8 protein-coding genes and 1 pseudogene are annotated in these 24388 nt (G+C 44.5%); 6 read left to right on the top strand and 3 right to left on the bottom strand.

Annotated elements, in window-relative coordinates:
* Window positions 1–248, bottom strand: a pseudogene (locus CAPGI0001_RS10575) (hypothetical protein); the annotation flags it as partial.
* A gap of 24 nt (window positions 249–272) precedes the next feature.
* Entirely contained in the window at window positions 273–2462 is a 2190-nt protein-coding gene (gene recQ, locus CAPGI0001_RS10570) for a DNA helicase RecQ (RefSeq protein ID WP_002669772.1), read from the bottom strand.
* Between the two features lie 84 nt (window positions 2463–2546).
* On the opposite strand from recQ, the gene CAPGI0001_RS10565 reads away from it, so the two are divergent.
* On the top strand, window positions 2547–3512 hold the full coding sequence (locus CAPGI0001_RS10565) for a KpsF/GutQ family sugar-phosphate isomerase (RefSeq protein ID WP_002669770.1): 966 nt from the start codon (window positions 2547–2549) through the stop codon (window positions 3510–3512).
* A 79-nt stretch (window positions 3513–3591) separates the two neighbouring features.
* Here CAPGI0001_RS10565 and pbpC read toward each other — a convergent pair whose 3' ends face one another.
* Complete coding sequence (pbpC, locus tag CAPGI0001_RS10560; protein WP_050769248.1) at window positions 3592–5958, bottom strand: penicillin-binding protein 1C; 2367 nt, start codon at window positions 5956–5958, stop codon at window positions 3592–3594.
* 380 nt (window positions 5959–6338) lie between these two features.
* On the opposite strand from pbpC, the gene CAPGI0001_RS10555 reads away from it, so the two are divergent.
* The 5 genes from CAPGI0001_RS10555 to CAPGI0001_RS10535 all read left to right on the top strand — a co-directional run bounded on the left by CAPGI0001_RS10555 (window position 6339) and on the right by CAPGI0001_RS10535 (window position 24378).
* Complete coding sequence (locus CAPGI0001_RS10555) at window positions 6339–8720, top strand: PKD domain-containing protein (protein WP_002669766.1); 2382 nt, start codon at window positions 6339–6341, stop codon at window positions 8718–8720.
* 2 nt (window positions 8721–8722) lie between these two features.
* A complete protein-coding gene (locus tag CAPGI0001_RS10550) occupies window positions 8723–10078 on the top strand; it encodes a PorP/SprF family type IX secretion system membrane protein (protein WP_002669758.1) in 1356 nt (451 codons plus the stop codon).
* Window positions 10079–10503: 425 nt separating this feature from the next.
* Window positions 10504–19629, top strand: coding sequence for a hypothetical protein (locus CAPGI0001_RS10545; RefSeq protein ID WP_155813474.1), 9126 nt, complete (start codon window positions 10504–10506; stop codon window positions 19627–19629).
* Window positions 19630–19883: 254 nt separating this feature from the next.
* Window positions 19884–20345 carry a hypothetical protein gene (locus CAPGI0001_RS10540; protein WP_002669774.1) on the top strand — a complete coding sequence of 154 codons (462 nt, stop codon included), beginning with the start codon at window positions 19884–19886 and terminating at the stop codon, window positions 20343–20345.
* The gene (locus CAPGI0001_RS10535; RefSeq protein ID WP_040360271.1) at window positions 20326–24378 is read left to right on the top strand and encodes a T9SS type B sorting domain-containing protein; all 4053 of its coding nucleotides are present in this window, start codon (window positions 20326–20328) and stop codon (window positions 24376–24378) included. The genes CAPGI0001_RS10540 and CAPGI0001_RS10535 overlap by 20 nt, the downstream gene beginning before the upstream one ends.
* The last annotated feature ends 10 nt before the right edge of the window (window positions 24379–24388 follow it).

The raw sequence follows: 24388 nt of genomic DNA, 5'->3' as shown, positions 1-24388 counted from the left end.
AGTCCCATTCCGAAGAGCATCATATAGAACTCCGCTCCTATTTCGGGGACAAACTGTACCGTACCCTTATGGCTACCGATGTGTGTGCCCCCGTAATAGGAAAAGCCCGCATAGAAAGGCTCAGAGTTTTGGGAGGCGCCTACAAATCCATAGTGATACACTCCATTAGTAAAGGTATAAGCTGTACGCACCCCCGTCACTTGTCCCTTCATGAGAAAAGGAAAGAATAGTAAAAGCAAATATTTCATTAACCATTGGTCATTAATCATTATTTAGTTTCCTACTTCACTGATAAACTTAATACGATACAGACGTAGCTCGTCATCTTCGTAATCCCCACCAAATTCTTTGGAAGCTACAGATATTTTATCTGTCTCGGCATCCAAGAAGTAATCATGGAGCTCTTCTTGTTGCTCTTCATCAAGAATTTCATCTATCCAGTAGTTGATATTCAGCTTGGTACCACTGTATACGATTTGTTCCATTTCCTTGAGGAACTCATCCATGGACAGTCCCTTTGCTTTAGCAATATCAGGAAGAGGGAGCTTCTTGTCTACATTCTGGATGATAAAGAGTTTTAGCGCAGAATTAGCTCCTGTGGTTTTTACAATTAGATCTTCTGGACGGATGATATCATTCTCTTCTACATATTTGGCTATGAGAGAGACAAACTCTTTTCCATATTTTTTAGCCTTCCCTTCTCCTACACCAAATACATTGGTGAGTTCTGTGATATTGATAGGATATTTCATACACATATCCTCTAAAGAGGTGTCTTGGAACACTACAAAAGGAGGTACGCCAAATTCCTTAGCTACCTTTTTACGCAAGTCCTTCAGGTACTTCAGTAGTGTATCATCCAAGGCTGAAACGGTATTCTTAGCTGGTTCGTCAGGATCTTCATCGAAGTTGTGATCCTCCGTCATCATGAACGAATGAGGTTCCTTGAGGAAGGCGCGCCCCTTGTCGGTAAGGAACATCACCCCATAGGTCTCTATATCCTTGCGTATGTAATCATTGACCATTACTTGGCGAATGAGTGACATCCAGAAATGTCCATCTAAGTCACTACCACAGCCGAAGAAATCCTGTTCGTCAAAACGATTGGACTTGATGATAGCTGAATATTTGCCAGTAAGTACATTGACCAAGTCTTTGGCTTTGAGTCTTTGGCGGGTTTTGTCAATAACGTCCAAAAGCATAGTAACTTGTTCTTTAGCCTCTTTCTTGGTCTTAGGATAGCGCATATTGTCATCCATATTGGCACCTTCCCCATTGATCTCGTCGAACTCTTCTCCGAAATAGTGTAGGATGAACTTCCTACGAGAGCTGGAGGTCTCTGCATAGGCTACCATGTCCTGCAAGAGGGCTTGTCCTACCTCTTGCTCAGCAATAGGCTTGCCTACCATGAATTTCTCCAATTTCTCTATATCCTTATAGCAGTAGAAAGCAAGGCAATACCCTTCTCCACCATCACGTCCAGCACGCCCAGTTTCTTGGTAGTAGCTTTCGATACTCTTAGGAATGTCGTAGTGGATGACAAAGCGAACATCGGGCTTATCAATTCCCATTCCAAAAGCGATGGTAGCTACCACTACGTCTACTTCTTCCATCAGGAACATATCTTGGTGCTTGGCACGTGTCTTGGCATCCAAGCCTGCATGGTAGGGGATAGCAGTGATCCCATTCACCTGTAGGGTTTGGGCAAGTTCCTCTACACTCTTGCGGCTCAGACAGTAGATAATTCCCGATTGTCCAGGACGTTGTTTGACAAAGCGAATGATATCACTATTGATGTTTTTTGTCTTGGGGCGTACCTCATAGTATAGGTTAGGACGGTTGAAGGAGGACTTGAATACATTAGCCTCGGGCACTCCTAAGTTCTTGAGAATGTCCTCCTGTACTTTGGTAGTGGCCGTTGCCGTTAGAGCGATGATAGGGATTCCTTCTCCTAAGCGTTCTATGATGGTTTTTATATTTCGATATTCAGGGCGAAAGTCATGTCCCCATTCGGAAATACAGTGCGCTTCATCTACCGCGACAAAGGAGATATTGATAGTTTTTAAGAAGTCCGCATATTCATCCTTGGTGAGTGATTCTGGAGCCACATATAGCAACTTGGTGTCGCCATTACGAATATCCTCCATTACATTACGGATCTCTCCTTTGGTGAGGGAGGAGTTCAATACGTGGGCTATTTTATCAGTGCCGGAGATGCCTCTTATGACATCTACTTGGTTCTTCATCAGGGCAATAAGTGGAGAAATCACAATAGCAGTTCCTTCCTTGAGCAAGGCAGGGAGCTGGTAACAAAGGGATTTTCCGCCACCGGTGGGCATCAAAACGAAGGTGTGATGATTGTCCATGATACTGCGAATAATCTCCTCTTGCTTTCCTTTGAAGGCACTGAAGCCAAAAATGCTTTTTAACGCTTTTTGTAATTCAACATTTGTTGTACTCATAATATAATATGTAGTATTTTTTTCTTACTTTTGCAGGATAAAATTACAACTTTTTTTTAAGTAGCAAATCTAAATATTACTATTTTGGAAAACTTTAATAAAATACTCGATTTTGCTCGGGAAACCATTGAAACTGAGCTGTATTCTTTAGGGAAATTAACAAATTTTTTAGACAAAGATTTCGCTCTTTCCGTCCAAACAATCCTTGAAAGTGGGGGGAGGGTCGTGGTTACAGGCATCGGAAAGAGTGCAATTATCGCACAAAAAATTGTTGCCACAATGAATTCCACCGGTACACCTTCCCTTTTTATGCACGCAGCGGATGCTATCCATGGGGACTTGGGGATGATCCAGCCCAAGGATGTGATTATCTGTATTTCTAAGAGTGGTAACACTCCAGAAATCAAAGTGTTGGTGCCTCTGCTCAAGCGTGAGGGAAATCCCTTGATTGCCATTACTGCCAATAGGGAGTCTTTCCTGGCCACTCAGGCTAATTATGTTCTCTATGCCTATACCCAGAAGGAGGCTTGTCCTAACAACTTAGCGCCGACAACCTCGACCACCGCTCAGCTGGTCATGGGCGATGCGCTCTCTGTAGCACTCATGCGTATGAAATCTTTTGGGAGTGAGGACTTTGCTAAGTATCATCCAGGTGGTGCCTTGGGCAAGCGCCTCTACCTAACTGTAGGCGAGGCCATTGCACGCAACCAAGTGCCATCGGTAGCCCCTGATACGGATATAAGACAGGTCATTGTCGAGATTTCTCAAAAGATGCTCGGGGTCACTGCTGTACTTGAGGGTGATGCCATTGTCGGGGTCATCACCGATGGGGATATCCGTCGTATGCTTAGCCGCTATGAGGATATAAAGGGACTCAAGGCCAAGGATATTATGTCCTCCCATCCTAAGACAATAGAAAGTAGTGTCTTAGCAGTCGATGCTTTAGACTTCATGCAAAATCACAAGATCACCCAGTTATTGGTCACTCACTCTAGTCGCTATATGGGGGTCATCCATCTTCACAATCTCATACAAGAGGGAATTATTTAATGAATAATGCCAATAATGATTAATGAATAATGCAAAAGGGTGGATTAATCATTGAACATTAGTCATTGAACATTAATCATTAGTCATTAACCATTATTGAAATGGTTTTCTCATTTCCTTGTGTATCCATACATCGCAGAAGGTGTTCCCCTGGGCTGAGTTGCAATTGCATGTCGTGGAAGTGGAGGGTCTCTCCCAGATAGGTCTCGTCCAAGTACCAAAACAGCTTACCACTGTGCTTATAGGCCACACGGGCTACAATAGGCTGCACTTCTCCTCCGAAGCCTTTGGCTTGGTGAAGAACAGTACCATCCTTGGGGTAGATAAAGTCCAAGGCTGCTTGGCGCTCTCCCCCCTGGCAGTCTTCTCGTAGGGGTGGTAAGGGTAGGTAAGTGGGGTGTCCCTTGCGGTAGAACCATTCCATCAAAGGGGGCAATACAAACCAGCTCTTGGAGTCTATCGCTGAGATGGGCTGACAATCCGCCGTCACTTGCCACTTATGATCAGGGCTGAGGTGTACCCACTTATGATATTTACATGGAGTGCCTAATAGGCTTGCTTTGGCAGTAGTTATCAGCTTCTTAGGGCAGATGTCACTGGCGAGCATCCCACTTATGGCACATACTTCTATTTGTTGTAAATCTTCTTTTGGAGAGACAAACCATTGGTTCTTCGCAAGCCACTGGAATATCTCCAACATCACAGGGGAGGCAGTACCTACTCCTGTGAGCTCTGGTCGTCCTTCTCCGGAGGCATTGCCAACCCATACGCCTACTAAGTAATTGGCATTCATCCCTATAGACCATGCATCGCGGTTGCCAAAACTGGTACCTGTCTTCCAAGAGATTTTTCTTGAGGAGGCATAATAGCGCCAAGCTGAGTCGAAAGAGGGACGGTTCACCTGGGTGAGAGCTTCTAAGGTTTTATAGATAGCTCCTGCACTTAGGTGGGTTTTCTCTTGCTGCTCCTTGCCATAGTTACGCTCTCGGGGCAGATAGCTCAATGGCTGAAAGGACTGGGAGAGGTAGCTGTGCTTTTGGTTGTAATGGTTGAGTTCAAACCCCATATGAGCATAGGCTTGTGAGAGTTCCCATAGGCTGCTCTCAGCACCTCCCAGGATCAAGGAAAGCCCGTAGTGGTCGGGGTGGCGGTTGATGGAGTACAGCCTATGCTTGCGTAGTTGTTGGTAGAACCTACTGATGCCATACTGTCGTAAGAGTAGTACAAAGGGAATATTCAGCGAGCGATATAGCGCCTCATGGGCGGGTACTACTCCCTCATAGGTGTTTTCAAAGTTCTGGGGGGCATAGCCTGCTATATGGGTAGGCACATCGGCAACGAACTCTTCAGGTAGCAGCTCCCCACTGTCGAGCATAGCCGCGTAGAGGAAGGGCTTGAGTACACTTCCGGTACTGCGAGGTCGGTGAATGATATTTACATCCTTCTGGTGCTCACCATCGGTGGGGCTATTCCCTACATAGGCGAGGACTTCTTGCCGCTGAATGTCTACAACCATGGCACAGAGGTTATGTACTTCAAAGCGCTTGTAGTAGCGATAGTACTTCTCTACGATCTGGTTGACTTTCTCCTGTAGGGGATAGTCTATAGTACTTCGCTTGCGCTCTCCACGGTGGCTTTTGGCAATGCGCTCCACCAAGTGAGGTGCCATATTGGGTAGCTCATGGGGCTTCTCAGGCAGGGATTCGCTCAGGGCAAGCTCGTAGGTGGTTTTATCTATGGTATGATTTTTGTACAGTTTGCCTAAGAGAAAATCTCTCTTATGCTTCAGGGAGGTTTGGTTTTTCCCTGGGTAGATAAGTCCTGGAGCATTGGGCAATACCGCAAGGGTACAAGCTTCTGCCCAGGAGAGCTGCCATACAGGTACCCCAAAGTAGCGCCAAGCGGCCATCTCAGCTCCGATGATATTCCCGCCAAAGGGTGCGTGGGAGGCATAGAGACGGAGAATGTGCTCCTTGCTATAGCGTAGCTCAAGGCGTGTCGCCCAAATGGCCTCGATGAGTTTTTCGCCATAAGTGCGCTTTTTGTTCTTACGAGCCAAGCGAATCACTTGTTGGGTAAGGGTACTGCCTCCACGTCGGGTACGTCCATAGCGTAGGTTTGTAAGCAGGGCTTTGCCTGTGGAGATGGGGTTCACCCCTAAATGATAGTAGAAATGAGCATCTTCGTAGGCTAAGATAGCCTCTTTAAGCTTGTGGGGGACACTGTCTAATTCGGGAAAGCGCCACTGCCCATCGGGAGCGATTTTGCCTCCTAAGAGCTTGCCATCACTGCTTTCGACTATAGTAGCATACCCCTGAGGGAAAAGGTCTCGTGGCAGGCACAGACTATACCATAATAATAGTATAATCCCGATCCCCACACGGATTTTGTGGCGACGGGCATAGCCTATAGCAGCAAGGAGATATTTTCGACATAGCGCTTTCACGATTACAAAAGTAAATGTTTTTTCTATAACAAACAAATTTTTTTCATTACTCGTTACTCATTAACCATTGACCATTATTCATTGATTGCTGTTTATAATTTTAAAAAATGTTAATAACTTTTTAGGAAAGCGATTTTCTGAGAGTTTATTTTTTCTAAAGCCTTGTATTTATGCGGGGTATAGGCGTATTCTCCCCTTGAAATCTTATGGAATTTTACCTAAGACCTCCTTGAAACTTTTAAGAAAAAAACAACGTATAAAAACTTTTTTATATATTTGCATCGCTTTTCTACGCCTTGTAAAAAGTAAAGAAAAGAATCAATGTTCCATTATGGTAATATACCAAATTTTATGAAACTTTTTAATCAATAAAACGTACTATGAAAAAAATGAAATACATTGCTTGTCTGTTCCTGCTCTTGGTAACAGGGATGATCTATGGACAGACAGCACGTGAGATATATAGCATCCAGACAGGAAGTAGCGAATCCAATAATTATTATTGTGTGCGCAATTCCTCCGGTCAGGTCAAGGTATACTTCAAGTGGAGGGGTACCAAAGCAAATGTTGATAATAAGTTCATCGCAGAACTCTCCGATGCCAATGGGAATTTTGGTTCTCCTATAAAGCTTGGTGAGATCACCGAGCGTGGAAACCAGGTACAGGTTTTTGAAATTCTCTTCCACCTGCCAGCAGGTACTGATGGTCTGGCTTATAAGATCCGTATCCGTAGTACCTCGCCTGAGGTTATTGGGGTGAGTGCTCCCTTCGAGGCACACCACTTAGGCGATGCTACTCCTACTCAGCTGAACAATTTTAACAATGTAGAGCTCTGTCCTGGGGCTGGTGGACGTACTATCTCTGTCACAGGAGGAAGTACTGCCGCTGTATATAAGTGGTATAAGGATGGCCAACTTATCCCTGGGGCTACTGGTAGCAGCTATACAGTAACTACTCCCGGAGTATATGCTGTGGACCCTGATTTTGGCCGTTGTTCTACTTCCTTGCGCTCCAATCAGGTTACCGCTACCTTAGCAGGCTCTTCAGGCTCTATGGTACTCAAGATCAAGGGGGCTTCTCCTCGTGAAATCTGCGCAGGTGTTCCCACTACACTTGAGACAGAAGTCGAAAATGGTGGATCCAATACCTTTACCTATCAGTGGTATAAGGGGGAAGTGGCCATCACAGGGGCTTCTACTGCTACTTACAATGTTACTGAGGCGGGAGACTATAAGGTAACAGCTACCGCAGCGGGTGCTTGTCCGCTTACTTCCAATGTGATCAAAGTCACCGAGCGCAACACGGCTGGCTTGCTCACTATCTCTGGTGGAGAAACTCAGGTGAAGTGTCCTGCACAAACCATCACGCTGACTTCTGTACTTTCCAATCCTTCTCTTACGGGTATATACAAATGGTATAAAAACAATACAGAAATATCGGGTGCCTCTACCAATACTTATACGGTAAGTGATACTGGTAGCTACTATGTCACTCTTACCGAGACTGATGGTTGTGTGATCAAGTCCAATACTGTGACCGTTACCGATCGCTCTGGGGTGAACCCTGGCGATATCAAGTGGCTCGGCCATGAGAATAACGATGTGATCTTTTCTTTCCCTTATCGTCGTCCAGTTATAGAGTTGGACATTCCTTCTACAGAGACCCTTACAGTCAAGTGGTTCAAGGAAAATGACCCTTCCAATATCCTTCAGGAGAATACCACCCGCTCTTTTCAAGTACCTTCAGAAGGGACTTTCGTGGCGGAGGTATACGATGCTTGTGGTACTAAGGTGAATACGGGTGTACTCAAGCTTCAGGTGAAAGAGCCTTCTCGCTATATCCCTACCATTGGCTTCAAGCAGGGTAATGCTCCTTGTGGTGCCTCTCAGGCAATCTTGGAGCTCTCCAAGCTCGAGGCGGTGATTGTAATAGGTTCTGAACAGAAAAAAACTCTTGTTCCCAATGCGGATTATGATCAGTATACTTTCCAATGGAAAAAGGATGGCGTAGCAGTAGGCTCTGGCAAGGAACTCTCGGTGACCAGTACCAATACGGTGAGTGTCTATCACTTGATGGTCAGCGGCGCTTTCAACTCCAATGAGATCAAGCTCATGAATGTTGATGTCCCTACAGCGATCTCCATTACTACCAGCACAGGGGCTACTGAGCTCGAAAGTGATCGTGCTCTCGAACTTATCCCAACCCTCTCTGGAAACTTCCAACAGGAACTCTTTACCTATAAGTGGTATCACCGTAAGGACAACACCCAGCCTTGGGAAGAGAAAAAAGATGTAACAGGTGAAACAGACAAAAAATATGTGATCCCTGCCACCTCTCAGAAGGATCCTGCCTTCAGATCGCTTGCAGGCGAATATCAGTTTGTGGCCAAACTCAAGGAAGGCAACGTAAGCATAGGCGGACAGAGTATTGACCTTACACCCTATGCTGCTGCTTGTGGAGGTACCGAAGGGGTGATTAATATAAGGTATGTGCTCAACTATGATGGGGTAGAGGTACCTAATATCTTGCTCCTTCGTGGAGAAGACCTCAACCGCAAGTGGATACTCCCCTCCCAGTGGGCAGGTGCCAAAGTAACTATATACAAACAAACTGGTGAAATTGTATACCAAGCTAACCAATACAACAACGATTTTCCAAATTTCGAATCAATACCTTCTCGTGAAGGTGCTGCTATCTACTTCTTCTATGAGTTAGAAAAAAATGGTAAAACGCAGCGCGGAACTATAACCATATTCCATTAAAAATGAAAATAGGACTCTCATATAAGATTTGGCTTTGCTTTCTCATCTCTGCCTTCGCCTTGGCGCAAGAGCAGAAGGGGTATTATATGCCTTACCAGATGCCTACCCATGCTTTTGTGCGCTTCAATACATTTGTTGCCAATCCAGCTTTCCCGCTTATTGTCAACTACCAAGAGCACAATGTAGGTCTATACTATCGTAACCAGTGGTCGGGCTATAAGAATGACAACTTCTCTCTTATGGGGCTTTCCTATGGCCGCAACTGGAGAGAAACTAGCTCAATGAATGCAATGGTCTTCAAGCGCAATGCTACAGTGATGACCAATTACGGCGTCGTGCTCAACTATGGTCACCTTATCACCCTTTCCGATCAGGTGCGTATAGGATTGGGACTCAGTGTAGTGCCATCCTTCAGCGGCTTGGACAAGGGGCGCATTCGTGCAGCCGATCCTACTGATCCCTTGCTCAATGTAGGTAACTCTTTCGATATCAATGTCCAACCAGGGGGATATATTGCCTTTGGAGACTTCTATATAGCAGGGATGGCAGAGAACCTTATTGACTATTCCTCCGGAGCAGGCAAGGCCATGACCGAGTTCCGTGACAAGACTTTTACCGCACACCTGATGTATCGCACCGCTTTGGAGAGCAACAACAGCCTCTTGGAAAACGGCTATTGGTCAGCGGCTTTTCGTGCGACTAAGGAATATGATGGTTACAACTTTGGCGGTAGTGCCATGCTCGATCTCCCCGCCTTGGGATGGCTCAATGTGGGCTACACCCAGCGCAACGGGCTCTTAGCCGGAGTAGGGGTCAATCTACGCCAGCAGTGGAGCCTTGGGGTAGAGTATGAAAACCCTATAGGGGTAAAAATTCCTCAGCTGGGTAGCACCTTTGGGGTGTATCTCAATGTACAGTTCGGTGGCGAACGACAGAAAGTAGCTCCTGCTCCGACTCCAAGACAACCAAGTACCAAGAGACCTCCTATTGTACAAGTAACTCCAGAAGAACCTAAAGAAAAAGAACCTTTGGTGAAGCAACCTGATTTGACAAAAATGCCTGTAAAACCAAATCAAGCACCAATTTCTGTTAAGATAGAAACTATGGAAGGTGTACCTCCTGGACACTATGTCATCATTGGGGTATATGCAATTGCACGTAATGCCTTCAATTTCCGTCAGCAAATGGCCAAACGTTATGAAGTAGGTACTTTTGTAAATAAGAAAAATGGCTTGAACTATGTGTACCTTGGCAAGGGAAGCATGTCTCTCGAAGAAGCTCAAAACCTCATGCGTAAACAGATGATCAATGTTGATTTTGTGGGAGGTATTTGGGTGTTAGAAGTGAAGGCTTTGTAAGAAAAAAAAGTATTAAAAATTCAGTAGTCAGTGGTCTAATCACTGGCTACTGTTAAACAAATTATAAAGTTTTTATTTTAACAAAAATAGCCTTTTGATTTCTAAAAAAATATATATATTTGCCCATAAAAAGTAGTCTTTTAGGGTAAGGGGGAATAGTATTTGTAATAAATTGATTCTTAATTAATTAACAATTTATTTTCCTTAAATGTGTTTATAGAAAAACACAGCTACTCTCATGTATTTGACTTTTTTGTTTATTTCACCTTCTATGAATAAATGCAAAGTAGGTAGAAGTATGCAAAACTAAAATAAACAAATCCATCTCAGCCATCTCTTCAAATCCTAATTCCTCTTCAGGAGGTAGGGATAAGAGGAATAAAAACTAAACAATTATGGATACCATTTTTTTAAAAAAAACAATTGTGAAAAAACTATTTCATTTTCTCTGTACCGTGACCCTATTGCTTTCAGGGATCACGGCTTTCGCACAGGGGGCACCTGCCTATAAGGCAGTGGTTAAGGGAGATTTTGAGCTTATAGGTAACCATTCGGACGCTCCTTATACCCTTAATATACCTCAGACAGACCCTAACTGTCCCGTCAATATCAAGTGGGCACGCCTCTATTGGGGAGGACACTCAGGTGGGGGCAACAAAGATCAGGTGCGTTTAGTAGGTCCTGGAGGTCTTAATAAATCCATTACCAAAGGTGGAGGTAATGAAGAAACAAATGGGGTAGTATGGGCAGATGCTGACTACCTTATATATCGTTTCTATTTTACTAGTAATGATGGTACCGATTTGGATATTGCAGCTGAAATTACTTCTCCTGTAAGATATCGTGCAGGATATTGTCGAGGTAAATTCTCCTCTCAAGATATGCCAATAAGGGGAGCTGCTCCTTCGGGAAATTTTGCAATGTGGAGTGGTGATAATACAGGAGTTGGTTTGGAGTCTATTATTATCAATGTAAAAAAGATAAAACAGACGCATCCTTCTTCTCAAGATATTGTTATGAACTTCTATGCAGGATGGTTTAGAAGGTATGTATCAGGGAATATGGCTATCAAAGCAGAAGCCTACAGAGGAGAAATGATAAACGATCCAGCTGATCGTTTCAACTGGATACCAGCTCCTGGAGCTCAAAAAGTAGGAGAAGCAACTTTCCCTATACAGTTGGCAAAATATAATGGAGCTTGTAATGGAAATAAGTGGACAAATGTGCCTACAGGTGATATGTACCACTTTGGAGAGTTTGTGTATAATCCTTCTGATGGTCGTATTCTTTGGAAAAAATCATCTACCATAGGAGGAGGACAAGAGTACTTAGGACAAAGTAATGTTGTGGATGCTACCAAAACAATTGTTAATGATGGTACTCGTGTCGATGATGATTCTTACTACTATCGTTGGGCAGATGTGACTGCTGATCTGCAAGCTTTAGCTCGTGCAGGAAATCTCAATGGTCAATTTCAAGTAAATGATATATATAATGATGGCGGAACTTCTTGGAAGTTTCAGCCTGGTTGGGCTTTGGTAGTAGTCTACGAAGATCCTAAAGCTAAAGGGACAACAGTCAGCAAATGGATTGAGGTACACAACCCTTTCCAACGAGTAGGAGCGGGAGCTCCTACAGAGTTTACGTATAACTATAGTGGTTTTGTAGCTGCAGCAGCAACTACTCCACCAGGAGCTCACAATAATATATGGCCTAAATATGGACAAGTAGCACTCGGAGGGGAAGCCTCTGTAAGTGGGGATAAAGTAGAAGTGAATGGTACTGCGAATCCTTATAATGGAAGACAAGCTAATAATTTTTTCAAAGGAATAATTACTCGCGAAAATGATGCTTCACAACCTTCTGTTGGGTGGGATGTGTCTGTTTTTGGTGCGCAGAATCCTGCAGCAGGAGCTACCTCTACTACTGTAAAATACAAAGCAAGTGATGGAGGTTATGATGCCTTTATTAATATTGCTAATGTAGCTTCTATACCTACTGCACGACCTGCTTTCGAGATGGTTACCTCCGTGAAAAACTCCGCTGGTACTGACATCTCAGGTCAGCGTATTGCCTTAGGAGCTACTGCTAAATATGAAATTACCCTACGCAATGTAGGCTCTGGTAATGCATCCTCAACCATTACCTTGGAGGCGTTACTACCTAAGAATCTTAACTATGTAAGTCATGAAGCCTTGCCGCTGGGAGCTACTTTCGCAGGTAAGACCAATAATTATAACAACACAGGTCGTTCCTTGCTCAAGTTTACCATTCCTGCAGCAGGTCTTCCTGCCAATGCTAATGCTCCTATGTCTGCGCCAATTACAATTAATGTAAAGGCCGTATCTGATTGTGGAGCTTTGCGTGATGCTTGTTCTAACAAACTTGAGTTCCAGCCTGTCCTTAAGTACAGTGTAGTAGGACCTAATGAAAACTTAGAACAGCTCTCTTACAACAAGCTTACTGACTGTGAACCTAAGCCTACAACCTTTTTTATTGATGATACTCCTTGTAGCCAATCCGCCAACAATACCTATCCGTATTGTGCTGCCTTTGAGCTCGATGGAGGGGCTGGTTATCCTTCTTATAAGTGGACACGACAAGGAAGTACCCAAGTACTTAGTACCGAGCGTAAGTACCGCATCACTGAGGCTGGTGTTTATGTACTCGAAAGAGGAGCTTCTGCTTGTCAGAACCCTACAACCTTGACTTTCAACATCACACCTCGTACTGGCAACGATGCCCTACATCCATTGCGCAACAATAGTCGTGTGGTGGAGCGTCAGACTTGTAACAATACAGGTCTTGAGTACCTACAGGTGGCACTTTGTGGTCCTTCAGTGACCCTCTCTACCACTGGAGTAAGTCTCCCCGATAGTGATGTGATCTGGTACCGTTATAAGGGAAATACTTCTCAGCTAGTACCTTCTTGTCCTCCAGCTTCTGTAGCTGCTGAACCAGCCAACTGGGAACGCTTGGGTACAGGAAAAACTTTTACAATCAACGACAATCAGGTGAGCAACAATGGTACTCACTTCGCTATTGTCCTTAAGAATCCAGGCAATTGTGACGCGGATTATTACTTCCGTGCTTACAAGGCATCAGGTAGTTATACTTTGGCTAAGGAAAATATCTTGTCGCTCATGTGTAACGGGGCTACTACAGCTACCTCTCAGGGTTGGCTCAAGATAACTAATATTCCTAATGGACAATACCAATATAAAATAGATGGACCTTCTGCCTCTGTGGGTTGGACGGATGTACCTGGAGGTAATAACAACTTCGAACATCAAGTCTCTGCCCGTGGGGAATATACTGTGACCCTACGTCCGAAACTCGCAGGAGGCTCTTCTCAGTTCCAAAATAATGTATGTACTTTTGAACAGAAGATCACCGTGCAGGAGACTACTACCTCTGGAGCAGATCCAACCTTGACCCTCACCAAAAAGGATGTACAGTGTGTGGCACAGACTCCTTCTGGAGGAGCCATTCATGTTATGGTACATGGCAATGTAACCTTGCCGGTGGATGTCATCGTCAAAAAACAAGCAGGGTCTCAGATAGTCCGTGTAAGGGTAGATAATGATAGCAAGCGCGATTCTAATAATTGGGACAATGTTTCCAAAGCGGCTATCAGCACCTTAGGCAAAGGAAAATATGAAGTTACAGTAGTACCTAACCAGCGCAACTGTACTACTCCAGCTCAGATAGTAGAAATCAATGAGTTGCCTGAATTAAAGCTACTTACCGTAACACCTGAGGATCCTTCTTGTGGGCCTAATAAAAAAATCTCAGTGACTTACTCAGGAGGTACGCCTCCATATAGTCTGGAGATATCAGGTATAGGTATCGCAACACAACAACCTAATGTAGGAAATGTAACTGCTTATACCTTTGAAATTAATGATCCTACTTTTACTTCTGGTTCTAAAACATATCAGGTAAAAGTAACTGATACTAATGGTTGTGTGGTAACGAAAATGGTACCTTTCCAGTTGCAGCCTAAGCCTACCTTTACCAAGGCTTCTACTTCAGCGGATTGTTCTACTACAGCAGGTACTATAACCATGACCATCAACAATCCATTGTTCGATGTGACCAAATACTCTGTGCGTTATGCTATTGAAAAAGCTAATGCAGGAGGTACTTTCTCAGGCAACTGGATGTTCCAAGATTATCCGAACAAGACCTTTACTGGTCTTACCTCTGGTAAGTATCGTCTCCGTGTATACTACAAGCGCGGTAGTAAGGAGTGTTCTTGGCCAGAAGAAACCTATCAGGTAATGAATAATGGTCGTCTCGAATATCTCACAGGCCCTGACTTTGATGATCAAATTGTCACTATTGATGAGGGTAATGGACCTCTTACTGGTTTTGCCAACGTATCTCACTTGGCTTGTAAGGTAGGAGAAAACCCAACCGGACATGCTCACGCTTCTGTACGTGTTTCTGGTCTCGGTGGTGGTAACGGTACTGCTGGCGGGGTAGGACCTGGTGGCAAGTATGATGTCTCTTTGAATGGTGGAATTACTTGGAATGCTATCCCAGCAGGGACTACCATTACTTGGGATGCTAACGACTTGCGTTGGGACAATGTGCCTATAGGTACTTACAACGTCAAGGTACGTAGCCATGCTCCTGCCGGAGGGGTAACAGCCTGTGAAATAGAGTATACTGTAAAGGTAGAAGCACCGCTTTTGGCACCTGAGATCACTAGTACCCTTACTTACGACTGTGAGGGCTCTGCTCAGGCTACTTTCGTTACTTCTCGTAGCGACTATAGCTATCATGTAGAGATAGGTTCACCGCTATCTTCACTACCTACCGAATGGAATGGTAACTATGAAGGTACAGGTACTATTAACAAATTGACTATTGATAAATCTAAAGCAGGTACTACTCAATATGCCCGTGTCTTCTATAAGAGAACTGTAATGCCTAAGCGTGAACTTATTCGTGAGGACTTCGGGGTAGGAGAACCTACTGATATCGCTGGACTTAATAGAGTAGGAGTAAGTATCTCTCCATTATTAAGATATAAAACTCCTCCAGGACATGTAAGTTGGCAGGAATATTCTATTACAAACTATAAGGATTTCTATGATACTGGATGGCCAGGTCTTCGTTTAGGCAGTCCAAACTGGATACAAGATGCTCCTGAAGATCACACAGGTCTTCCTAATGGACGCTATATGTTCATAGATATGTATGAGAATATTCCTCAAGGAATGACTCTATACCAAAAAGAGGTAGATATAGTGCCTAATGGTCCTATTGGATTTGAGGTCTATGTAATGAACCTTAATAGGAGTGCTTCTCGTTGGGAACTTCCAAACATTCGTGTACAAGTAACAGACCTCTCTGACAACGTAATTGGAGAAGTAACTTCTGGAGATATACCATATAATGATATAGGAAATACTAATTGGGTACGTATCTCTTCTGATCAGTTAGGAGATATCAACCCAGGTAATAATACTCGTGTTCGTATCAAGATACAAAACACCCATAACCATCGTATGGGTAATGACTTTGCTATTGATGACATCTATGTATTCCAAGGACCTGTAAGCTGTCCTACCCTCAAGGTGGATGTAGCCTTACCAATTGAGGCTGGCAAAGAAATGAAAATCACCTCTCATACTACTATAGATGAGACTTGTAATGGTTCGAATGATGGTAAGCTTACCTTTGGAGTAGCCAACTATGGCAATGTGGCATATACTTGGAAGGTAGTAACACGAGGCACTACCACTCAGGTACAGGGAGGCACTAATAACACAGCAGGCCTTACTGTGAACAACTTAGCTCCAGGTCTTTATACGTTGAAGATTACCTCTGGACATCAGAAGAAGTTCAGCAATGATCAGGCTTGTGAGGTTACACAGGACTTTGAGATCAAGAGAAATGCTAAGGTAACAGTAACTCAGAATAGGACTATAGATTACCTAGACTGTAATATAGATAGGAAGCAGATGCTTATCTTCTCTCAGAATGCAACGGGTACTAACCAAGGAGTGTTCAACATCATGGGAGGTAAGCAGACACCGAGCGCGCCGCTGAGATATACGATTAAGGTAGTAAAAATTCCTTCAGGAGCTACCGATATTCTCACTCCAGATTCGAATGGAAACTACCGTTATGTAGTGGTAGCAGGTACTTACCAGATAACTATTACAGACGACAACAACTGTAATGGAGGTCATGGCACCTTCACCTACAAGGTAGAAGCACGCCATAAGATTGGTACTGTGAAAGCAGAGTACAAAAACTGTGTGGTTGCCAATGGTATAGGTGACATGGAGCTTAGCCACACTTTCATTGGAGGTGCAAGCAATGGCAAGCCAGTAACCTATGATTGGAAGAAACAGGGTGATGCTACATGGACAGCGGTGTCTGGTAATACCATTCCTAAAACAACCCTTGATGGTTGGACAAAAGGAGTTACTTACCTTATCCGCGCTAAGGATGAGTACAGTTGTGAGAAAGAGATAGAGGTATCAATCCCAGTAGAGATTGAGAGCCTAACCACGGCAGACTATACCGTAGTTCATCCTACTATTGCTTGTGGTGCTACAACTGTAGTTCCAGGAAGCATTACCGTGAACCATGTACGAGGAGGTAGTCCAAATCCTACTTATCACTATGCTTTTGTACCGAAAGGTTCTACACCACAAGATACAGACTATACAGCAAGTAATACCAAGTCAGGTATCATCACTGGTGGCGAATGGGATATATATATTAAGGATATAGCGGCAACGCCTCCTACTTGTGGTAAGAAGGTGAATACTCAATCTATTAAGATAGACAATCCTATTTCTACAGATGTAGAGAAATCAGGAGGAAGCTTAGCTGTGGACAAATACAGTGCTATCTGTGAAGATGGTCAGGGTGGTAAACTTAGGATTAAGAAGTTCTGGGGTAAAGGGCCTTTCAGATTGGAACTTAAGGATAACACCAATAACACTACCGCTACCTATACTATACCTCGTACAGCGGTACCAGGTAAGGTAACACTAGAAGCTTCTGGTAGAATGGTGGTAGAGAATTATGAGATAGGAAATCTACAGACAAATATCAATTATGAGTTGCATATTAAAGATGAGGGTAATGGAGACTGTGATCCGTTAGGTGCAGCAGGATATACCTTTACTATTGATGCGATGACCTTCACTTTCCCAACAGGGGGAGCGGTAACACAATCTTTGTCAGGTTGTACTACGACCATAGCTTTTGCCTTGAAGGCGAATAATGACATTCAACCAGCTGCTGAATACGAGATCGTATACCGCTTGGTAAGACGTAACGGCAATGCGGTAACCGGAGCGGATGCACAGTGGGATACAGAGGCTAATAGGCCAGTGCAAGCACCATACATCCTTCAGGGACTACAAGGGGCAATGTATGCAGGTTATAACTTAGGAGATCGCTTTACCGCTCAGGTAGGAGTGAGAAGGAAGTCTGATAATTCGGTAGTATGTACTAAGGATATTCCAGAGTTTACCCTTACGGGTACACCATCCAATGTAAGACTAACAACAGCTCCTTCAGGAACTTGTAATTATGATCTGAAAGTGCAGTTTGGAGCATCAGGAGTGCCATATGATGATGTAGAGTTCTTCCTCAATCATGATGGTCCTACAGCAGAAGCACAATCACCATTGATGGCATCTTTTACAGGAGGAAATACGTATACTTTCAATAACTTACAGAAAGGTAGAACCTATAAGGTATATATTCATTATAAAGAACATGGATCTACTACTGTATGTAAGCAAGCGGTAGATGTACCAGAGGATGCTAATAATAGGCCAAATGTACAGGTGGACAACAATACACTCTCAGGAGTGGCTTGTTCTCCAGGAATCACTACTACGGTGAACTTCAAGGTAACGGTAACTTCCGGAACGGCCTTAACTTATAAGGTTTATACCAAGGCGGATTCAGGGATACTTACTCAGGTGGGTAATGGAACAATCTCTGGAGCAAATCCTTACCTACTATCCTTACCAGGTCAGACAATTACCGCTCCAGGTCAGCGTTATGTATTGTCCTTGATAGATGCTTCTGGATGTGAATCGTTTACACATGATATATTTGTAACGCCACCACCTACCAATGCATTGACTGCGGGTACCTTATCGGTAGAGGCTTCTACCACAGCGATGAGCTGCCAGACAGGGGCTGCTAAGTTGGTTGTAAAAGGTGGAGCTACGGGAGGTACAGGGCCATTTACCTATAGCTTGTTGATGGCAGATAATGCTTTCTTAAGAAGAAATATAGTAAAACGTAATGTGCCAAATTTCAATACCAATGTTGAGTTTGACCTCAGAGACACTGACTTTGTGCCAGGAACGGTATATTCAGGTATTACCTTTACCTTTAGAATTACTGACCAGGCAACAGGCTGTGAGGAAATAGTTACAGTAACAGGAAATAACTTAGGTAAGTTCCTCAATAGCAAGCATACTGCTACAGCGACCTTGGATATCAACAAGACTGCTACAGGAGCGAATGCTTGTGATGCCAACGATGTGAACTATAAGCTGAAGATTACCTTGTCGAATATCAATGCGACAGTGGGTACGGCACTTACCTTTGCTGATTACGAATACTCTATTGATGGAGGAGGTACCTATACGACCTTCCCAGCCGCAACGGTTGAGGTAGATATACCAGCGCTCTTTGATCAGAATAAGGTTAAGGTAAGATCTAAAGAGAGTCTTTGTGAAGCGAACATTACTTATGCAGGAGGAACGCCACCGGGAGCTAACGAGCGTTTGACATATCCTAAGCTTAAGTTTACCGCTGAGAAGAAGACGGATATGGCTTGTGACAATGCAGGGGTATATACAGCGACGTTTGACTTGAAGATCACTAGTGGTTCAGACTTTGTGACCTCACCTACGGTACCTGCACCATTTACACCAGCAGGTAATCGTTATCTGATCAAGGTAACTGAGGGTACAGGAGTAGCCGCAGGCACAAGAAATGCCTTGACCACAGCACCAGCAGGTACTACCTTTACCACAGCGGTAACCCCTGTAGGTACAAATTTACATAACCAGGAGATTAAGGTAACTTATACAGTACCACCATTCCCAACAGCACCAATTACGTACAACGTATGGGTGAAGGATTTGGGTAACAAGTATTGTGATGAGTATGTAGCCAGTGCGCCTATTGTGGTGAATCCTGCGGAAGATCCTAACAATCTAAAGGCACGCCATACGATAGACCCAGCGAAGATTAGCAATGTAGTAGGTTGTACCCCAGGAGGTACTACTGGTAGCTTTGAGTTTACCCGTACCATTACCACAGGAAGAGAGAATGTATCCTTTGTATATGAGTTATACTACAGTACGACAGGAGCTGCAAGTTCATTTATAGGATCAGGTACAGTAGGTGATGGAGACATCATAGAGCGTACTACAAGTACAGTTCGCTATAAGGTAACAGGACTTAAGGCGGGTTACTACCAGCTCAGAGTGAAGAGCTCAGCCAATGGTAGTTGTGGTCAGGATGTTACAGGCTTCTCTGAGGGGTAGTTCAGATAACAGAACGTCCTATCCCAGCCTTTGATGCCAACCCACCTGCCAACCCAGGTATAGAGATTGTTCAGGCAGGTTGTGGTGCTGCCACTTCCTATGGGGTAACGCCTAAGCAGTCCAATGCACAGCTCTACCTCAATATTAAGGGAGGTACTGCACCTTATAAGGTAGAGATTTATGAGGCAGGTAATGTAATCCTTACTCAGACAGTAACCTCTACTACACCTCCAGCACCTTACCCAGGACCTACAGTGTACACAGCGAATGCCACTATAGACCTTCCTGCTAAGGATGTGGATTATACGATAGTAGTAAAAGTAACGGATGCGAACGGATGTGTATTGGCTATTCCAGGTTCATTCGTAGGAACTGTTAAGACACTACAAAAGATCACAGGGGCAACCTTCCATCGTACCCAACAGATGAGCTGTCAGCCAACGGGTACGGAACAGGTGACCATGACAGTGACCCGTACGAATGGTTCAAATACAGGAGGATACAATGTATATATAAGAAAGATGACCGGAGCAGGAGCTCCTACTGAGGTAGCAGGCTATGACTCAGCTGCCAGAACAGCGGGTACTGCTCAGATAGGGGGTACAGGGGTAGGTACGATTACCTTCCCTCAGATCGCCGAAGAAAGTGCCGATTATGAGATTACCTTGACCGATAAAGGATACGGGATGTACTTTTGTGGTACCAAGTGGATATAGAGTAGAGAAGGCTAAAGCACCACGAGTGAACTTCTTTGTAACGGCAGGAATCTGTGGAGATACTGCTTCACCTGCTCCAGGTACAGTTGGTGTAACCTTCAGAGTAGAAGTAGAAGGGGAAATAGGTACTGGAGGATATACTTGGTTTGTGAAGAAGTCAGGAGGAACTACCTATGGTACCCAGACAGGGCATGGAGCTTCAGACCAGATGACCGTACATATACCTGTAGGAGATGTACCACAGGGTACTGCGATAACTTTTGAGACTGAGGTAACTGTAGTGGGTACACAGTGTAAGACAGCGGCGCAGCTTACAGCTACCCGTCCACAGAATATCAATGCAGTGAGCAAGGTATTGCGCTATATGACTTACTGTAATGGAGAAGCTCAGAACGATGCTCAGATAGGGGTTACCTCAGCTCCGACAGGAGGTTGGGGAGCACCATACCAATACCGAGTAGTAACCGATGGTAATGCAGGTAGCTTCACCGATCAGATGACCTTTACCGTAGGGGTGGGTACCCACTATATAGAAGTGAGAGACTCACGCGGATGTACAAGGAAATTGGATAGCTTTACCTTTGTGCCTTACCATGGTCCATCTATGCAGCTACAAGCACCGAATGCACCAACAGCGACCAAGATACCAAGCTGTGTAGGCTCTCAGGATGGAGAGATTAAGCTCACTGGGGTAATAGGAGGTAGTGTAACAGCTACCACACCATCACCTTCAGGATCTACACCAACGTTGGTAGAAGGACGCTTGTCTTACGAGTTGTTCGATGCGACCACAGAAAGATCCTTAGGTAGAATCTTGCCAGATGATAACCCAACCACTCGTGGTACGGTAACCTTCTCTGGTTTAGGAGCTGGTAAGTACTTTATCAGAATCACCTCGGATATGCTTTGTGCCGATGACAAGGTTGATTCACAACCTGTAACAGTCAATGACCCAGGTACAATCATTGCCAGAGCGGAATTGACTAAGTACCCAGGCTGTAATACAGCAGGTGACATCACCGTACAGATAGAGGGCAGACCGAATATGAATCCTACAAGAGGTACTTATAAGGTAGAACTCTATGACATTAGTGCAGGTCGTCCAGGTACTTTAGTGCCAGTAACCCCAACTATTACGGGAGCTTACCAGACAGGAGTAACGGCTGTCTTTGCCGCAGCAGTAACTACACCAGTAAGCTCGGATAGAGTATACTATGCTAAGGTAATGGATAACGGTGGAGGTACAGGTGCTTGCGAAGGAGAATCCAACGAGGTACATGTAGCCAAAGTGAATCCGATAGATGGCGCTATAGATAATGATAAGAGTGTGACAAGCCTCAAGTGCTATGGTAGCTCTTATGGTAAGATTGTGGTAACAGCTACAGGAGGTAAGAACGATGAGCCTTATGTCTTTACCCTTAAGAGAAATGGAAGTGTTGTACCAGGCTTATCTACACCGAATCCGAATGCACAAGGAGTATTTGAAGGACTTGATGCCTCTGATGACTATAGCGTAGAGATTAGCCAAGCCGTGGGAGTATGTATTCCTAAGGTAGTTCAAGTACCGATAAAACAAGAAACCAAGTACACGGTAGAATACGAAGTGAAACAGGTGACTTGTAACGGAGATCATGATGGTTCTATCGAGATCACTACAACTTCAGGTCAGACCAAACTTGATGGTACTCAGAGAAAGCTTACCTATGCGATTAGTCCTCGCTTAGACCGCTTCTTGGACAATGGTGGTAAGTTCGAAGGCTTAGCTCCAGGTAAGTACTATGTGATTGTACAGGATGAAAATGGTTGTCGTCCTAATGAGATTAAGGAGAAAGGTCAACCTACACCACTTGGAACCGATATTATAGAGTTTACCATCACCGAACCGGATCCGCTAAGCGTAACAGTACGTATGGATACGGTAGAGCACGAAAGCTGTGCTGGAAGCAATGACGGAAAGGCTTACTTGCGAGTGATTGGAGGAACACCACTAAGAACAGTGGGCAATGATAAGGTATACGAATACTCTAAGGATGGAGGCACTACATGGGTTGAATACCATAGTGATGGTAATGGTACCCTCATAGATGGCTTAGCCCCTGGCGACCATACCATCAAGATAAGAGATAAGAATGGCTGTCAAGCCGAAGCAACCCTTACCATAGAAGCGGGCTCAGAGGTGACCCTCAAGCTCAGCGAAGGTAAGTACGAGTGTGTGAACAATGTGATTAAGTATGTGGTAGAGGCCAGTGTAGAACCTGCATCAGCAGCGCTTAATGTACGTTACTTGCTCGATGGAGTAGCTCATAACAATACCCGCTTTGAGTTGGATGTGGATCTTCAGACCAATACAACTAAGAGCTATGTAATCTCTGTAATCCATAAGGTAGCAGGTCATGGAGAATGTAGAAAAGACTCTGCACCGATTCTGGTAGCTCCAAAGACACCGCTTAAGGCGCAGGCAGATAAGATCACTAGCGTAAGCTGTCACGATGGCGCTGATGGTTCCTTCGAGGTAGTAGCTCAGGGAGGCTCAGGTAAGTACGAATATGGACTTAAACAAGCCGATGGCTCTTACAGATGGCAGGGTACGAACAACCAGTTCAAGGACCTTTCTGTAGGCTCTTACACGGTAGGAGTGAAAGATACAGAATATGGATGTATCTATGAGGTAGTCAATACAGCGATCATCGCACCTACACCGATACTGATCACTCAGAATAGCATCACCCATGTAGGATGTAAGGGCGAAGCCAATGGAGAGATAGAGTATGTACTCAAGGGAGGAAATCCTCAGTATAGCTGGGAGGTATTCTTCGAAAACGGAGAAAGCACTTCTAAGCGAGGTACAGGAGAGAGAGAAGCTACACCATTCAAGATACAAGGTCTTAAGGCTGGTAAATACCTCTTGGTGGTGAAAGACGCTAAGGGTTGTAGCCAGAAGAAAGAGTTTGAGATCATAGAAGGGGTAGACCTCAAAGGAGTGATCACACAACACTATCAGTGTAATGCGGATATCAGTGAGAACAACAAGGTCTTGGTAGTGGATGGTTCAGGTCCTAATAGTGACACAGCTGCCGAAGCTACTTACGATGTATATGTATCGGTAACGACTCCATACTTGGTAATCAACCCAAGTTCAGGAGGAGCGATAAACCGCTTGCGATATGCGATTACCACCCAGGGTGGATCCCCAATCCAGCGATATGAGTTCAATGGAACTACGCCTACAGGAACTGATAATACGCACAATATGTACAAGATAGCCCATGCATCGCTACTTGCACAGCTCAATGCGGTACGTCCGTTGCAAGAAGGCTTGAACAAATACGAATTGCACTTGTACTATTTCAATAAGGATAACCCAGCGATGAGTGATCCGCCATTGTGTCAGGAAGTGAGAGAACTCAATATTGAGTACTATCCACCGATCAAGATCACCAACCAGAGTATCGCCAACGACCTTAACTTAGTAAAAGTGAAAGTAGAGGGAGGTAAAGAGCGCTATACGGTATACTTTAGTGGAGCTCAATACCACACAGGAGAAGAGGTTAAGGCGCACTATGTACAGAAGGTGGACGATGTGAAGGCAGGAGATGAGGTAGTTTACTACGTACAGAAGACGGATTATGAAGAGGTGAACCCAGCCACAGGCAAGGTAGAGAAGAAAGTCCGTGTATATGTAGAGGACAGCAAGGGCGAGCTCAAGCAAGAGAATGGAGGCAAGCAGGTATGTGCTCATTCAGTATTTATCTATAAGGAATATATGGATGTGGTGATACCGAACTACTTCACACCGAATGGAGATGGCGAGTATGACACATGGGCACCGTTGAACTTGGCCAGCTATCCACATGCCGAAACGATCATCTATGACCGCTACGGCCGCCAGATAGCGACCTTGAACAACCGTCAAGAGTGGGATGGTACCTACGGAGGCGAACCACTTCCAACGGGAGATTACTGGTATGTACTTCGTCTGAACGAGCCAGATGACAGCCGTACCTTCAAAGGCCACTTCACCCTTTATAGGTAGCGATCAATGA

The organism is Capnocytophaga gingivalis ATCC 33624, assembly GCF_000174755.1.
GTDB lineage: Bacteria > Bacteroidota > Bacteroidia > Flavobacteriales > Flavobacteriaceae > Capnocytophaga > Capnocytophaga gingivalis.
This window is presented reverse-complemented; position numbering and strand designations above follow the sequence as displayed.

Bases quoted from the DNA above. Each gene is read 5' to 3' on its own strand.
- recQ (WP_002669772.1), bottom strand. From the start codon at position 2,462: ATGAGTACAACAAATGTTGAATTACAAAAAGCGTTAAAAAGCATTTTT.
- CAPGI0001_RS10555 (WP_002669766.1), top strand. From the start codon at position 6,339: ATGAAAAAAATGAAATACATTGCTTGTCTGTTCCTGCTCTTGGTAACA.
- CAPGI0001_RS10550 (WP_002669758.1), top strand. From the start codon at position 8,723: ATGAAAATAGGACTCTCATATAAGATTTGGCTTTGCTTTCTCATCTCT.